Origin of the sequence: Patiriisocius sp. Uisw_017 (genome assembly GCF_047731265.1) — a bacterium.
In the GTDB taxonomy this organism is placed as follows: domain Bacteria; phylum Bacteroidota; class Bacteroidia; order Flavobacteriales; family Flavobacteriaceae; genus Patiriisocius.
The window spans coordinates 2227501-2243546 of sequence record NZ_CP159835.1; the positions used below are offsets into that span (position 1 = coordinate 2227501).

A 16046-nucleotide genomic window follows, 5' to 3' on the forward strand; every position below is an offset into this window, starting at 1 on the left:
TGCTTTTTATTAGGTTTATATCATTTGCTGTAAAAATTATTTTGTAATTATATCTTTTGTATTAATACATAAACCTGTTTAAATATAAATTCAATTTACTAGTTGTTACTCATCTTGAAATTTTCTAATTTCGAATTAAGATAGTAAATTGTCTTTTTCATATTGTTAAGAATTTTTCTAAGTAGTTTTACGAAACTTTTAATTGTTAGTTTAAGTATCCAGCATTTTTTTGAGATTATTTAATTAACTATTTAATTTTATTATATAATAATTTCATGAAATTCATTTTAAATATTTTAGTATCAAGTATTCTTCTACTTAGCTTTGGTTGTGATTCAAAGAAATCCTCATCTCTTGAGCGAGCTGAAGTAAAGACATATAAAGGTTTCGAGAAGGTTGAATATGCTAATTCAGGATTAAAGTTCATGAATGTACTAAAACAAGATTTATCTTTTAATTTTTTAAATTATCCTTATATATATTCTGGTGCTGGTTTGGCAGTTGGGGATATAGATAATGATGGTTTGGATGACATTTATTTGGTTTCAAATTTTGAATCAAATAAATTATACAAAAATAAAGGGGAGTTGGAGTTTGAAGATATCACGGATATTTCAAAAACAGGTGATTTTGTCGGTTTTTCAACTGGGGCTAGTATGATGGATATTAACGCAGATGGTTATTTAGATATTTATGTTTGTAAAGCTGGTTCATTAGGCAATGATGAAGGAAGAAGAAATTTAGTTTATATTAATTTAAAGGACGGAACTTTTAAAGAAGAAGGTAAACGTTGGGGTCTCGCTGATCCTGGTTATAGTACACAAGCCTATCAATTAGATTTTGATAATGATGGTGATTTAGATATTTATATTGTTAATCATAGATATGATTTTAAAAATAACGGCAAGATCAGCACTCAAATTCAAAGAAATATTGAGGATATTACGAGTGACCAATTGTATCGAAATGACGGGGATAAGTTTTCGAAAATTACCCAAGATGCGGGATTATTAAATAAAACTTGGGGCTTGAGTGCCTCCATTGGAGATTTTAACGAGGATGGTTGGACAGATATCTTTGTAGCCAATGATTTTTTAGAACCTGATTTTTTATACATAAACCAAAAAGACGGAAGTTTCAAAGATGAAGGTGAAAAATATTTGAAGCACATTTCGTTTAATAGTATGGGAAGCGATTTTGCTGATTTCAATAACGATCTTAAACCAGATCTAATTACATTAGATATGATGGCTGAAGAATATGCTCGTAGTAAAGAGAATATGGCTTCTATGAGTATAGACAACTTTAACACAATGGTTCAGCTTGGTTATAACCACGCGTATATGGCTAATATGTTGAATCTAAATAGAGGTAATGGTAAATTCCAAGAAATAGGGCAATTGTCAGGAATCACTAAAACTGATTGGAGTTGGGCTCCTTTATTTTCAGATTTTAATAATGATGGTTTAAAAGACATTTTTATATCAAACGGTGTTATTAAAGATTATACAAATCAAGATTTTAGAAATAATATCAAAAGATTAAACAGCCAAGGTAAACAGTTTACGTTAGAAGAAGTATCAGAATTATTACCAGCAGAAAAACTACGTAATTACCTCTTTATGAATACTGACAACCTTAAATTTATAAACCAAGCAGCCGTGTTAGGTTTGGAGGAGAAAACCTTTTCAAATGGAGCTGCTTATTCAGATTTAGATAATGATGGTGATTTAGATATCATTATTAATAATCACGAAGACTATGTGAGTCTTTTTGAGAATAAAGCAGAAAATAATTATTTAAAAATTAAACTTAAAGGACCCAATAATAATCCTATGGCAATTGGTGCCACTGTTACTTTAATTGCTGATTCTTTACTGCAAAATCAACACGTATATACCGCCCGTGGATATGAATCTTCTGTTTCAAGTGTGCTTAACTTTGGCTTGGGAGCCCGAACTAAAATTGATACTGTTGAAATCTTGTGGATGGATGGAACACAATCTCAACTTTCAAACGTTAAAAGTAATTCATTGTTAAAAATTGATTATTCAAATATTACTAGAAATACTATTTCTAAGAAAAATTATTCTTCAGTAGTAAAAGAGATTTCTCAATCTGATTTAGGTATTAATTTTAGCCATGTTGAAAGTGGTTTTGATGATTACAAAGAACAATTACTACTTCCTCAAAAACAATCTACCAAAGGAAGTAATATAGTGGTGGCTGATTTTAATGGAGATGGCAAAGAAGACTTCTTTGTTGGTAATGCTGCGGGATCATCAGGAATGCTTTTTATTCAATCTGAAGGTGTTTTTAAAAATAGTAGCGTCGCTTTATGGGAGTCTGAAAAATCTCATGAAGATGGCGACGCAATTGCGATTGATATAGATAATGATGGTGATTTAGATTTAATAATTACAAGTGCTGGATATGAATTTGATGAGAATTCTCCGTTATTAAATGATAGAATTTACCTGAACGATGGTATCGGAAATTTTTCAAAATCAAAGATTAAATTGCCTTATAATGGACAATCAACAAAAGCTATAGCCGCTTCAGATTTTGATGGTGATGGCGATATGGATGTGTTTGTTGGCGGAAATGTATTACCTCAAAAATATCCATTATCTTCTAACTCTTATTTTTTAATTAACGACAAGGGTACATTCAAAGACAATACCTTAGATATGATAGAAGATCACAATTTGGGAATTATATCTTCGGCTAAATTTGCTGACATTGATAGTGATGGAGATGAAGATTTAATTACTGTTGGCGAATGGAATGGAGTTCAAGTATTTGAGAATACAAATGGAAAATTTAGCCCAACGGCGAATGATCTTGCTTCCTATAAAGGATGGTGGCAAACCGTTACGGTTGTGGATATTGATGGAGATGGAGACTTAGATATTCTTGCAGGAAACATAGGGAATAACAATAAATTCCAACCTAAAAAAAATACTCCAATATTTATTTATTCAAAAGATTTTGATAGTAACGGTAGCTATGATGTAGCACTAACTAAATTTAATAACGGTGTATTGGTTCCTGTTAGAGGAAAGGAATGCAGTTCTGAACAGAGTCCATTTTTATTAGATAAAATAAAGACATATAAGGAATTTGCAAATCTTAATTTTGAAGAGATTTATGGGGAAGAACGCCTAGAAGGTGCTAACAAGTTAGATGCGAATTTCTTTGAAAGTGTTCTAATTGAGAATAAAGGAAGAATGAATTTTGAAATACATAAATTACCAAATCTGGCTCAAGGAGGTCCTACAATGGCTTTTATGCTTTTGAATAAAAAGGACGACCACACACAGATTATCGGAGCCGGAGGATTGTATGATGCTGAAGTAGAAACTATTCGTTATGATGCTAATTATGGTTATGCTATTGAAAAGAAGTCAAACGAAAAGTTAAAATTAGCAAATATTGCAGTTCCAATATTAGATTTTGATGTGAGAGATTTAGCGTCGATTACTGTAAATGGAAAACAATTAATGTTGGTGTTATCAAACAATGATGCTTTGCGTGTTTTTGAAATTCCTGTTAATTAGTAAACACTTATTTTACGTTTTAAAAAATAGACTTCATTATAGTTTGAATTCCTTTAAAAATGAGAAAAATAGCACTGGCACCGGCTACCAAACCTAATACAAGAAAGAGGTAAAAAGTCCAGTTTTCTTTATTAAGAGCAGAAAGTGTAATAAAATATGGGCCTAAAAAAAGTAGTGGTAGTGAGGCTGCTAAAGTTTTTAAGCCTTTGACTAAAATTTTTAGATCTGTATGTTCTTTACTCATAATTGTAATTTTTAATTGCATTACGAACGCTTTTGTGTTTCTTTAGTAGGAATTCAGCCTCCTTAAGACCAATGCTTAAGGCCTCAACAATCATTTGTGTCCCCCTTTCAACGAGCTTGGTATTGCTTAATTGCATATCTACCATTTTGTTTCCCTGAACTTTACCCAATTGTATCATTGCGGCAGTTGAAATCATGTTTAAAATGAGTTTCTGTGTCGTACCAGCTTTCATTCTTGAACTACCTGTTACGAATTCTGGTCCAACCACAGCAACCACGGGGTATTTTGCTGTTTGTGCGAGAGGACTATCTTCATTACAGGTTATACAACCTGTAGTTATGCTTAATGAGTTGCATTTTTTCAACGCGCTTATAACGTAAGGAGTCGTTCCAGATGCGGCAATACCAATGACAACGTCATTAATCCCAACTTGATGTTTTTTTAAATCTTCCCAACCTTGGGTGGTTGAATCTTCAGCAAATTCTACTGCTTTTCGTATGGCAACATCTCCGCCTGCAATTAACCCAATTACGACTCCATGATTCAAGCCAAAAGTAGGGGGTATTTCACTAGCATCTAATATGCCTAATCTACCACTAGTGCCTGCTCCTATATAAAATAACCTTCCGCCTTTTTGTAATGATTTAACTACTTTTTTAGTAAGTTTTTCAATTTGAGGAATTGCCTTTTCTACCGCTTTAGGAACTTTTTGGTCTTCCGTATTAATATGGATTAATAGCTCGTGTAAGTTCATTTTTTCCAAATGATCATAATGTGAAGATGCTTCGGTAGTTTTTTTGAAGCTCATAGAAGTTTTGTTTATTGAACCGTATATTCTAATGTTGATATTTCTGAAATTCTAAAGTATCCTAACGGGAAGTTTTCTTCATTGGTTGTATTAAGAATATTTCCTTTCACGGTAGCTGGTTGTGTCTCAAAAGGACCTCCGCCACCGTCATCTACTTGTTGTAATAACACCACCATAAAGTTATAGAAATCTTCATCTACACCAAATAAATTAAAGGTAACTTCATCACCTTCTGCAAGATCGTCTGCTAAATAAAATCCATTCACCCTATTGCCATCAAAGAATTCATCAAAAAATGTGTCTCTTTCATCTCCTCTAATAGATAAAACTTCAATGAGGTAGTAATTTTCCTCACCGGCAGGATCTGTAAAAAACACTTTAAGTTCAATGTCCTCTCCAGAAAACCCTCCTTCATTGTTTTGTTCTACTTCATCTAGCGTGGTGACGACAACTAATGATTCTGTCGCTTCATAAGTTTCACCTTTATGGACAACGGTTAAGGTATAATCTAATCCAAAAGTTGGGTTGAAATCTGTCGTATATTTTCCTGCACCAATATGTAAAAAAGGAAAGACTTCTCCTGTTTCAGAAGTTATAGTTACCGTTGCATTTGGGACTGTGGGAATATTATCGTTAAAAAAAGGTGCGGTTTCTGTAAGTGTAACCATAGGGTCTGAACTTCCATCTTTTGATACATTTATGGTAGCTTCGATGACCAGTCGTGGCTCACTATCTTCAAGGTCTACTTCTATGACATCTTCACAAGAAATGCAAAGCAATGCCGAGAGTATTATTAATTGAATATATTTCATTGCTTAAAATTTAAAGTTATAGGTAACGGAAGGAATAATTCCAAAAATCGAAAGTCGCACAGCCTCATTTGCACCAGTATCTGCATTTTCTCTAAAAGAAACTGAAGCTGCATTTCTTCTGTTGTAAATGTTGTATACGCTAAAGACCCATTCCCCTTTCCATTTTTTTTCCTTGTTAGATTTTGGTTTTAATGTTGCTGAAACATCCATTCTATGAAAATTATTTAATCTACTGGCATTTCTGGGTTCAAAAACAGGTACTATTTGTCCTTGATATTCATATTGAGCCGTTGGGAAAGTATTAGGCCTTCCAGTTTGAAATATTAAATTTGCTCCAAATGACCATTTTGGACTTAGCTCATATTGTGCGGTTACAGAAAAATCATGCGTCCTGTCCCAAGCTGTGTTATACCACTCGCCATTGTTTATGCCTGTTTCAACTGGGGTTCTTCCAGGTGTTCGTTGTTCAGATTTTGACAAAGTATAGGCTACCCAACCGGTAAATTTCCCTCTTGTTTTTCTAGCTAAAAACTCAAGCCCATAAGCTCTTGCTTCGCCGTTTAATATGACTTGCTCAATAGCATCGTTTGCAATTAAATTTGCATCGTCAACATAATCAATTCTATTTTGCACCTCTTTGTAATATCCTTCAATCTCAAAAGTAAAGTTTTCGAAATCTCTGAAATAACCTAAAGCAACCTGATCCCCTAATTGTGGATCAATAAATTCTCCGCTTGGTGCATACACATCAAAAGGAGTAGGTGAGGTAGTGTTACTCAATAAATGAATGTATTGAACGGTTCTATTGTAACTTGCTTTAAGTGACGAAACGTCGTTTAATTGGTAGGATAAAGAAAATCTAGGTTCAAAATTCACAAATGATTTTGTGGTAGTACTCCTTGAGGCTGAAATTGTATCAATTGGGGTTGCTTTTTGATAAATATCTAAAGCTTCATTGTATAGTATAGGATTGTCGTTTTCATACACATTGATTGATTCTTGACCAAGCCTATTAAAACTTGAAATTCTTAGACCCGCTTGGATGTTTAATTTTTCTGAAACTTTAAAATTCCCATCAAGATACACGGCATTTTCAAAAGCATATAAATCTGTTAACTTTCTAGAGTTAATTCCACTTGTTTCTGATGTAGGAGTAACTTCACCAGGATTAAATGTATAGTAAATACTATTTAAACCAAATTGTAATTTTACCTTATCAGAAACGTAGTTGGTGAAATCGTATCTCAGGTTAAAATTTTGAATACCACTATCAAATTGAAACTCTGCAAACTTAAGTTCTAATCCATAATAATAATCTGAATAAATTAATGAAAGGTTACTAAAAAGTTTGTCGTTAAATAAATGATTCCACCTTAAATTTAATGTAGAATTCCCGAAAGTATTCGCAAATATATCGCTGATGTTAAATGCATCTCTACCAAAATAACCAGACAGGAATATTTTGTTTTTGTCGTTTATGTCATAGCTAATTTTTGTATTTAAATCATAAAAGTATGCTACGTTATCATTGTCAAATAAGGGCAAAAATAAATGCGCGTAACTACTTCTTCCAGCTACCAAAAATGAGGCTTTATCTTTTGCAATGGGGCCTTCAATTAATAGTCTGCTAGCCACTAAGCCAATACCTCCAGTGGCATGATATTCTTTTTTATTACCATCTTTTTGATAAATATCTAGTACAGACGCTATACGGCCACCATACCTTGCTGGAATACCTCCTTTATATAAGGTTACATCTTTAATGGCGTCTGGATTAAACACTGAGAAAAAACCAAATAAATGAGAAGAATTATAGAGGGTAGCTTCATCAAGTAATACCAAGTTTTGATCGGCTCCTCCACCTCTAACATTAAATCCACTAGCACCTTCTCCTGCATTACTAATCCCGGGTAATAATGTGAGCGCTTGTATTACATCTGCTTCACCTAATACAACAGGTATTTTTTTAATGGTACTAGCTTTTAAGGTATTTACACTCATTTGTGGTGTTCTGATGTTTGTTTTTTCAACATCAGATTTTAGGATTACCACATCGAGTGTTTCCGTACTAACAGACAAATTAATGTTTTTTGTTAGTGGACTCGTTAGCGTAATTGTTTCCTTATAATCTTCAAAACCAAGACTAGTGTAAATTATTTCGTGAGCACCCTCAGGAAGCGTAATGGAATAGAAACCGTATACATTTGTGATTACGCCCGTTTGTAATGAAGGAATTAAAACATTCACTCCTATCATGGTCTCACCAGATTTAATTTCTGAAATTGTGCCACTTAAGGTGTACTTTTCTTGAGCAGTGATAGCTACACTTATCAAAAAGACGAACGCTGTTAGTATATTTTTCAAATGCAATTTTTTTTTCAAAACTAGTTAGAAAATCTCGAGCAATAAAAAAGCAACTTGTATAAGTTGCTTTTTTGTGATTTATTTAATATTTTTTAGAATACTATTTAAAGTCGTGCTCGGTCTCATTTGAGATTCAACTAGGTTATCGTTAGGTTTGTAATACCCTTCAATGTCTATGGCGTGACCTTGGACATCAATGAGTTCTTTTAAAATAACTTCTTTGTTAAAATTTAAAGAATCAAATACTTCTTTAAATCTCTTTTGTAAAGCCCTATCGCTAGTTTGCTTAGATAAAGCTTCAGCCCAATGCAATGCTAGGTAGAAGTGACTTCCGCGATTGTCTAGTTCATTTACTTTTCTTGATGGTCCTTGTTTGTTTTCTAATAGTTTCTCGGTAGCGTCGTCTAAAGTTTGAGAAAGTACAATGGCTTTGTTATTGTCGAAAGTAGTGCCTAAATGCTCCAGTGAAACAGCAAGTGCTAAGAACTCACCTAAAGAATCCCATCTCAAGTGGCCTTCTTTTACAAACTGTTGTACGTGTTTTGGAGCAGAACCTCCTGCGCCAGTTTCAAAAAGTCCTCCGCCATTCATTAAAGGTACAATAGACAGCATTTTTGCACTAGTACCAAGTTCTAAAATAGGGAATAAATCTGTAAGGTAATCACGAAGTACATTCCCAGTTACCGAAATAGTATTTTCTCCTTTTTTCACCCGCTCTAAGGTATACTTTGTTGCTTTTTCTGGAGAAAGTATTTTTATGGTTAAACCATCTGTATTGTGATTTGGTAGGTAGGTATTTACTTTTTTGATTAATTCAGCATCGTGTGCGCGATCTTCATCAAGCCAGAAAACAACCGGCCAATTAGTTGCTCTCCCTCTTGAAACGGCAAGTTTTATCCAATCTTGAATGGGTAAATCTTTTACTTGACACATTCTCCAAATATCTCCTTCGGATACTTGGTGCGATGCTAAAATGGTTCCATTATCGTCAATTACCTCTACTTTTCCAGCTGAAGTAATTTCAAATGTTTTGTCGTGTGATCCATATTCTTCAGCTTTTTGAGCCATCAATCCTACATTAGGAACGGTTCCCATTGTCCTAGGGTCGAACGCTCCATTTTCTTTGCAAAAATCAATAGTAGCTTGATAAACTGCCGCATAGCTACTATCTGGGATTACTGCTTTTGTATCTTGTTGTTTTCCTTCAGCATTCCACATTTGTCCAGAAGTACGAATCATTGCTGGCATTGAAGCATCAATAATAACATCGCTGGGTACATGTAGGTTTGTTATTCCTTTATCGCTATTCACCATTGCAATAGATGCTTTGGTATTCATTATTTCTTTTATATCGTTCTTTATAGCTTCCGCTTTTTCTGAAGGGAGCTCATCTATCTTGCTTGTTAAATCACCAAAACCATTTCTTACATCAACTCCTATTTCATCAAATTCAGTTTTGTATTTATCAAAAAGTTCTTTAAAATAGGTAGTAACTGCGTGACCAAAAATAATAGGATCACTCACCTTCATCATAGTAGCTTTCATGTGCAAAGAGAAGAGTAATCCTTTTTCTCCTGCGTCTTTAATTGAGTGTTCTAAAAAGGCAATCAGGGCTTTTTTTTCTAGTACGGTAGCATCAATAATTTCTCCAGCTAATAAAGAAATATTTTCTTTTAAAACGCGAACAGTGCCCTCATTGGTTACTAATTGAATCTTCACAGGTCCATCATTACTTATAGTAACAGATTTCTCATTGTTTCTGAAATCCCCTGTGCTCATTGTTTCCACGTGCGTCATAGAATCTGAAGACCAAGCACCCATTCTGTGAGGGTTTTTCTTAGCATAATTCTTTACTGCTTTTGGTGCTCGACGATCACTGTTTCCTTCTCGAAGAATAGGGTTTACGGCGCTACCTTTTGTCTTATCGTATGTTGTTCTAATCTTTTTTTCTTTTTCTGAGTTGGGCTCATCTGGATAGTCTGGAATCGCAAAGCCATTTGCCTGTAGCTCTTCAATCGCCGCGATTAATTGTGGAACTGATGCGCTAATATTGGGTAACTTGATGATGTTTGCCTCAGGTGTTTTAGCTAATAAGCCTAGTTCTGTCAATGCATCATTTACACGTTGCTCGGGCGTTAAATACTCTGGGAAGCGCGCTAAAATTCGGCTAGCCAATGAGATATCTCTCGTTTCGATTGTAATGTTAGAGGGTCCAGTAAAAGCCTTAACAATGGGAAGAAAAGAATGGGTTGCTAAAAATGGAGCTTCGTCTGTTTTTGTGTATATAATTTTGGCAGTTTTTATCATCGAGTTTTATGTTTTCAGTTTCCCGTAAATATACGGGTTTTGACCCTGTCTTTAAAGTTGAAACACGATGATTATTATCATAATATGGAAAGGGAAAATTTCGAAACTTAACCAAAGAAAAAAGCCATAACATTGCACGAGTACAGTGTTATGGCTTTAAGCGAAATAAACTTTTACCAATTGACCCTTACAGTCTTCAACGCAGTTAATTACCTACTACTATTGTGGTTTGTTTCACAAACGGAGATACCACTTTATGTGCCAATAACTCACGTTATTCTATGGCTCTAAAGAAAATAACTCCAATCTTTCTTTACTCCTATCTCACCCGTTCTTGAACGAGGTCCTCAATAGATAAAAAAAGAAAAATAAAGAACGTTACTTTATTTAATCTAAAATGAGTTTTCATCATTTTGGATAATTAAATATAGGGTCAAAAATCAATATAACCTTTTTTTTAATAACCTATATGTTAAATGGTTATGAACATATGTTGTCAACAAATGTTTATAAAAAAAAACCGGCCTAAAGATAAAATCCTTAGGTCGGTTTATATAATGTAAGATTAGACTAGTATCTTTTTTCTTTGATACGAGCTTTTTTACCAGTAAGGCCTCTAAAGTAATAGATACGTTTTCTACGAACTTGACCTTTCTTATTTATTTCAACTTTTTGAAGTGCTGGCATATTCAATGGGAATATACGTTCTACACCTACAGTTCCAGACATTTTACGAATGGTAAAAGTTTTTGTAAGTCCAGTGCCTTTAACTTGGATTACAACACCTCTAAAAAACTGTGTTCTTGTTTTTTCACCTTCACGAATCTCGTAGTATACAGTGATTGTATCACCTGCTGAAAATTCTGGAAATTCTTTTTTTGTTACAAATTCGTCTTCAACAAATTTTATTAACGCTTCCATATTGGATAATTTTTGATAGTTTGATTAAAAGCAACATTCGCGTATCTCGCCAGAGGTTGAATTTAATTGGGTGCAAAAGTATATAATAGTTTTGAGTTTTGAGTTATGAGTTATGAATTTTTTTAAAGAAACTTATAAGTTGGATGAATTCAGAGTCTGTCATTCTTAATTTTATCTGAAATCTCATCAATGATTCTTAAAATGTAGTCCTTTCAAAAAATATAGAATCACCTCTTTTATTATTGATTCAACAAAGGTTGGTTCATTTGCTGTAGCTTTTGAAAAGATTTCTTATTTAAATTTTATTGCGAAATAGGCTTAAAGCCATCGGCGACTTTCAACTCAATGATTGGTTTTCTTAAAAATAATTGTGTTCATAGTAAAAGTATTTGATGTTTTTTTAACAGTTTAGTTCCCCTCAATCCACTTGTCAATCTTCGCTTCTAAAAGAGCTAACGGAACACAGCCTGTTTCTAGGACTTCATTATGGAATTTGCGAATATCAAAACGCGCTCCCATTTTATCGGCTGCTTTTTTGCGAAGCTCTTGGATTTTTAATTGTCCAATTTTATAGCTTAATGCTTGTCCTGGATTTGCCATATAGCGTTCAATTTCACTGATGATTCCAGCTTCAGATTCTGCTTCATTGTCTAAAGAGTATTGAATAGCTTTCTCACGGCTCCATCCTTTTGCGTGCATGCCTGTGTCCACCACTAGTCGAATTGCACGGTGCATTTCTGCTCCTAACATACCAAAATATTGATACGGATCAGTATAAAGCCCGAGCTCTTTGCCTAAAGACTCACTGTACAAGGCCCAGCCTTCGCCATAACCACTGTACCAAAGTGTTTTCCTGAAATCTGATAAATCCTTATTCTCTTGCGTCAAAGAAATCTGATAGTGGTGCCCAGGAATTGCTTCGTGCAAAAACAAAGACTCATCGCTGTATATATTATATTTAGTAGCGTCTGGAATTGGGGTGTAAAAAATTCCAGGTCTCGTGCCATCTAATGATCCAGGATTGTATTCTGCACTGGCAGACTTTTCTCTAAAAGCTTCGGTTTGTCTAACTTCGAAAAGGGTTTTGGGTTTTCTGCCGAAAAGTTTCTCCAACTGTGGTTTCATGGTTTCGTGTATGGCATTGAAATTTGCAATTACTTCGGCAGGAGTTTGGAACGGCATTAATTTTGGATTACTTCGCACATCGTTAAAGAATGCTTTGAGGTCTCCTTTAAAACTTATTTTGTTCTTTATAGTTTCCATCTCAGATAGAATTCTGGCTACTTCTTGGAGACCTAATTCATGTATTTCATCTGCCGTCATTGTTGTGGTCGTGTACTTTTTAATTTGATGTTTGTAATAGTCACCTCCATCGGGAATTTCGGAAATACCAGTAGTTTCTCGTCCACTTGTTAGATAATCACCAGCCAAATAGTCGTGTAAACGTTTATAGGTTGGTATTACATTTTGAGTAATCATAATGGTATACTCTTCAGTGATTTGCTTTTTATCTTCTTCATTAAATGAGGCAGGAAGGTTTATAATTGGCGAATAAAATAAATGCTTTTTAATGTCTGGAGTTGTCATTGCGGCTAGCTGTGGAATCACTTTTTTAATGAGCGATTTTGGCAATACGTAGCCTTCTGTAGCTCCTTTTCGCATATTCGTTTCTACTGAAGTAAGCCAATTCAAATAGCCAGTAACACGCTGCCCCCAGTTTTTATAATCTTCAACAGTTTTAAAAGGTTGCGCGCCAGCGCCACTCGCCAGTTGACCGAAACTTAAATTAATACTCCACATTTGGTCTATAGGGAAGTATTCGTGATTTTTAAAACTCAAATACTCCAGGTTAATATCACATTCCCAAGTCAAAATATCAAGGCTCATTTTTTGTGATTCAGTTAAAGAACTCCGATCATAACTTGCAACGTTATTCTTGTATTCTGAATAATATGCTTTCATCTTTGAAATATGTTCTGCTGAAAGCGGATTTGGGAATTGATCATTATAACGAGAATCTCCAGAGTTTGTAGCGTTTACTGGATTTAATATTAAGCCATCTTCGTAATAGTCGGCTAACATCGTTTCGAAATTTTCGGATTCATTTATGGTTGCCTCTTTTTCGCTTTGACTACGCTCATTTTTGCAAGAGATAACGCAGATTGCCACTGAAAGGAGAATGCCTATTATAGTGATTTTCATTTTCATTTTTTGATTTTAATGTCTATGTTATTCGAATAAATCTGGTCTTTTCTCTTCAGTCCTTTTGTGTGCTTGTTCTTCGCGCCAAAGGTCAATTTTCTCATTATGCCCGCTCAAAAGAATGTCTGGAACTTTCCAGCCTTTATACTCAGAAGGTCTTGTGTAGATAGGGGGTGCGAGTAGGTTGTCTTGAAAACTATCTGTTAAAGCGCTGGTTTCATTTCCTAAAACGCCAGGGATTAATCTAATTACAGCATCACAAACGATGGCCGCTCCTAATTCGCCTCCACTTAAAACATAATCTCCTACTGAAATTTCTCTTGTAATAAATTGATCTCGAACGCGCTGATCTACTCCTTTATAATGACCGCATAATAAAATGACGTTTTCTTTGAGCGAGAGTTGGTTGGCAATACTTTGGTTAAGTGTTTCGCCATCAGGAGTCATATAGATGATTTCGTCGTAATCTCTTTCAGCTTTTAATTTTGAGATGCACTTGTCAATAGGTTCAATCATCATTACCATTCCTGCACCACCACCAAATTGATAATCATCTATTTGATTATAGCTGCTCGTGGCAAAGTCACGAAGATTGTGAAGATGCACTTCCACAAGTCCTTTCTCAATGGCTCGCTTTAAGATGGAAGCTTCAAAAGGGCTTCGTAAAAGTTCTGGTAAAACGGTGATGATGTCTATGCGCATTTGTGGTAGTTGAATTGTTAATTTATGGATCAGTTAGCAGGTTGATTAGAAAGTGTTTTAAAGTCACCTGTTCCTAGAAACGCTCCGCTTGGCTTCACTCTTCCGATTCCGAAAATCTGAACTACCTTCCCTTGTTCAGGGAAGGTGCCTATTAATTTAATATTAATTTTATCTTCATTTTTCGATTTCGATTTCGATTTTTGATTTACCCAAACGGATTCCCATTTTTTCTGTTTTTCCTGCGGTTGAAGTTTTTATCTCCTTTAGTTCTTGCTTTTTTGTATTTTAATTTTATCGTGCGCTTGTAACTTCCACCTTGGTTTATTTTACTGTTTTTTTCGCTTTTATCGTGGAAACTTTCTCCTCTTTCTTCGGCATCCGTATTATGTGGGTTGTCTCTTTCAATAATTTTTGGTTGCTCTTCGAAGGTTAGTAATTTCGAAACTTCTACTGTTTCAGGAAATGGTATTATTTCAATTTTCATATCCATTAAAGTTTCTATGTTCTCTTTAAATGTTTGCTCTCTTTCAGTAGTAAGTAAAATTGAAATTCCTTCAGCTTCCGCGCGTCCCGTTCTTCCTATGCGGTGCATATAATTTTCAGGAAAACGAGGGGTGTCTACATTAAAAACGTGACTAATAGCATCTAAGTCTAAACCGCGCGACATTACATCTGTTGTAACTAGAATACGGGTCTTTTTAGTATTGAAGTTTTCTATGGATCGTATTCTATAGTTTTGTGTTTTGTTGGAATGGATAACTGCTATTTCTTTGCCAAATTGAGTTTGTAGTAGCTCAAATAGTAAGTCGGCTGATTTTTTATTTGGAACAAAAACAAGTACTTTTTTATAGGTTTCTTTCTTCTTTAATAACTGAATTAATAAGTTAGCCTTTGTATAAAAATTGGGTACATCATACCCAAATTGCTCAATGTTGTCTAAAGGTGTTCCACTAACTGCAACTGAAATTGTTTCGGGGTTTCTAAAAAATACATCTATAAATTCAGATACATCATCTGTCATCGTTGCCGAAAATAAAATGTGTTGTCTAGGTTCTGGGAGTACCTCCAAAATATTAGTTAATTGAAACCTGAATCCCAAGTCCAACATTATATCCACTTCATCAATCACCACTTTTTTTACCGACTTCACTTTGAGCGCACGGCTCAAAAGTAAATCGTATAAACGCCCAGGAGTTGCCACGACAATATCGGCCCCTTGCATAACCAACTCTTTGTGAATGTTGATATTTACGCCACCATAAACACCAGCAACTTTAATGGAAGAATAAGCTCCTATTTTTTCAATTTCGCTAGCGACTTGTATTACGAGTTCTCGTGTGGGAACGATAACAATAATGCGAGCTTCTTTGACCTTCGAAAATTTTAGCCCGTTGATGAGCGGAAGCATATACCCTAATGTTTTTCCCGTTCCCGTTTGTGCAATTCCCACCACATCCCTTCCTGCCATAATTGGATTAAAAGTTTGTGCTTGAATAGGGGTAGGGGTAATAAAGCCTAAATCATCAAGAGCGTAATGCAATTGCTTGGTTAGGTTAAAATTCTGAAAAGAATCCATACATTGGTATTTTTTGCAAAGCTACTTAAAATACAAATCTTACTAGTACTACTTGTACTTATATATTAGGAGGTGTTTCCCAAGTAAAATGATAGACTTCGGTAACTTTTTTCCAGTCTAGTCTTTCGTATAATTTTTGTGCAGGGTTTGTAGTTTCAGTTTCTAAGGTGATTCCTTTTGAGTTGTTTGCGATGGCTACTGTTTTTCTTTTTTGAAGAGTGCTTCGCCAACCCCTTTCTTTCTTTCTTTCTTTCTGCAACTTGCTTCTACAAACAAATCATTTAGGATATAGTAGCGTTGCATACTTACGCTGGAAAAACTTGGATACAATTGCGTGAAACCCATAGGTTCATTATTCTCAGAAAGTACTATCAAAATAATGGAATCTTCTTTTTCAAACCTTTCCGAAAGAAAATTTTTAGCAGCGTCCAGATTACCTTCTTGTTTATAGAAAATACGATACTCATCAAAAAGTAGAACTAGTTGATCTAAATGTGCTGCCGTGGCTGTGATTACTTTGGTGAAAATTAAGTGTTTTCAGCAAGTAAAT

General features: G+C 34.6%; 11 protein-coding genes. 1 reads left to right on the forward strand and 10 read right to left on the reverse strand.

Translation table 11 applies throughout. The annotated features are described in order from the left end of the window. Positions 1 to 275: 275 nt before the first annotated feature. A complete protein-coding gene (locus ABXT67_RS10275) occupies positions 276 to 3560 on the forward strand; it encodes a VCBS repeat-containing protein (RefSeq protein ID WP_415373911.1) in 3285 nt (1094 codons plus the stop codon). A gap of 19 nt (positions 3561 to 3579) precedes the next feature. On the opposite strand, the gene ABXT67_RS10280 is transcribed toward ABXT67_RS10275, so the two are convergent. From ABXT67_RS10280 to ABXT67_RS10325, 10 genes are all read right to left on the reverse strand, one after another. Beyond that, entirely contained in the window at positions 3580 to 3804 is a 225-nt protein-coding gene (locus tag ABXT67_RS10280) for a DUF6095 family protein (RefSeq protein WP_415373912.1), read from the reverse strand. Then, complete coding sequence (gene murQ / locus ABXT67_RS10285; RefSeq protein WP_415373913.1) at positions 3797 to 4612, reverse strand: N-acetylmuramic acid 6-phosphate etherase; 816 nt, start codon at positions 4610 to 4612, stop codon at positions 3797 to 3799. The genes ABXT67_RS10280 and murQ overlap by 8 nt, the downstream gene beginning before the upstream one ends. An 11-nt stretch (positions 4613 to 4623) precedes the next feature. Beyond that, positions 4624 to 5424: a DUF4249 domain-containing protein gene (locus tag ABXT67_RS10290; RefSeq protein WP_415373914.1), complete on the reverse strand. Its 801-nt coding sequence runs from the start codon at positions 5422 to 5424 to the stop codon at positions 4624 to 4626. A gap of 3 nt (positions 5425 to 5427) precedes the next feature. Then, on the reverse strand, positions 5428 to 7788 hold the full coding sequence (locus tag ABXT67_RS10295; protein WP_415373915.1) for a TonB-dependent receptor: 2361 nt from the start codon (positions 7786 to 7788) through the stop codon (positions 5428 to 5430). Positions 7789 to 7866: 78 nt separating this feature from the next. Then, positions 7867 to 10095, reverse strand: coding sequence for an NADP-dependent isocitrate dehydrogenase (locus ABXT67_RS10300; protein WP_415373916.1), 2229 nt, complete (start codon positions 10093 to 10095; stop codon positions 7867 to 7869). A gap of 570 nt (positions 10096 to 10665) precedes the next feature. After that, positions 10666 to 11016 (reverse strand): 50S ribosomal protein L19, encoded by a 351-nt coding sequence (gene rplS, locus ABXT67_RS10305; protein WP_415373917.1) that lies wholly within the window; start codon positions 11014 to 11016, stop codon positions 10666 to 10668. 408 nt (positions 11017 to 11424) lie between these two features. Continuing rightward, complete coding sequence (locus ABXT67_RS10310) at positions 11425 to 13218, reverse strand: DUF885 domain-containing protein (protein WP_415373918.1); 1794 nt, start codon at positions 13216 to 13218, stop codon at positions 11425 to 11427. A 27-nt stretch (positions 13219 to 13245) separates the two neighbouring features. Further along, positions 13246 to 13920 (reverse strand): tRNA (guanosine(37)-N1)-methyltransferase TrmD, encoded by a 675-nt coding sequence (gene trmD / locus ABXT67_RS10315; RefSeq protein ID WP_415373919.1) that lies wholly within the window; start codon positions 13918 to 13920, stop codon positions 13246 to 13248. Positions 13921 to 14125: 205 nt separating this feature from the next. Beyond that, positions 14126 to 15496: a DEAD/DEAH box helicase gene (locus ABXT67_RS10320; protein WP_415373920.1), complete on the reverse strand. Its 1371-nt coding sequence runs from the start codon at positions 15494 to 15496 to the stop codon at positions 14126 to 14128. A 58-nt stretch (positions 15497 to 15554) separates the two neighbouring features. Beyond that, a complete protein-coding gene (locus tag ABXT67_RS10325; protein WP_415373921.1) occupies positions 15555 to 15755 on the reverse strand; it encodes a hypothetical protein in 201 nt (66 codons plus the stop codon). Positions 15756 to 16046: the final 291 nt, after the last annotated feature.

Excerpts from the sequence above, each read along its gene's own strand:
- ABXT67_RS10275 (WP_415373911.1), top strand. The coding sequence starts at position 276 with ATGAAATTCATTTTAAATATTTTAGTATCAAGTATTCTTCTACTTAGC.
- ABXT67_RS10280 (WP_415373912.1), bottom strand. The coding sequence starts at position 3,804 with ATGAGTAAAGAACATACAGATCTAAAAATTTTAGTCAAAGGCTTAAAA.
- murQ (WP_415373913.1), bottom strand. The coding sequence starts at position 4,612 with ATGAGCTTCAAAAAAACTACCGAAGCATCTTCACATTATGATCATTTG.
- ABXT67_RS10290 (WP_415373914.1), bottom strand. The coding sequence starts at position 5,424 with ATGAAATATATTCAATTAATAATACTCTCGGCATTGCTTTGCATTTCT.
- ABXT67_RS10300 (WP_415373916.1), bottom strand. The coding sequence starts at position 10,095 with ATGATAAAAACTGCCAAAATTATATACACAAAAACAGACGAAGCTCCA.
- rplS (WP_415373917.1), bottom strand. The coding sequence starts at position 11,016 with ATGGAAGCGTTAATAAAATTTGTTGAAGACGAATTTGTAACAAAAAAA.
- ABXT67_RS10310 (WP_415373918.1), bottom strand. The coding sequence starts at position 13,218 with ATGAAAATCACTATAATAGGCATTCTCCTTTCAGTGGCAATCTGCGTT.
- trmD (WP_415373919.1), bottom strand. The coding sequence starts at position 13,920 with ATGCGCATAGACATCATCACCGTTTTACCAGAACTTTTACGAAGCCCT.
- ABXT67_RS10320 (WP_415373920.1), bottom strand. The coding sequence starts at position 15,496 with ATGGATTCTTTTCAGAATTTTAACCTAACCAAGCAATTGCATTACGCT.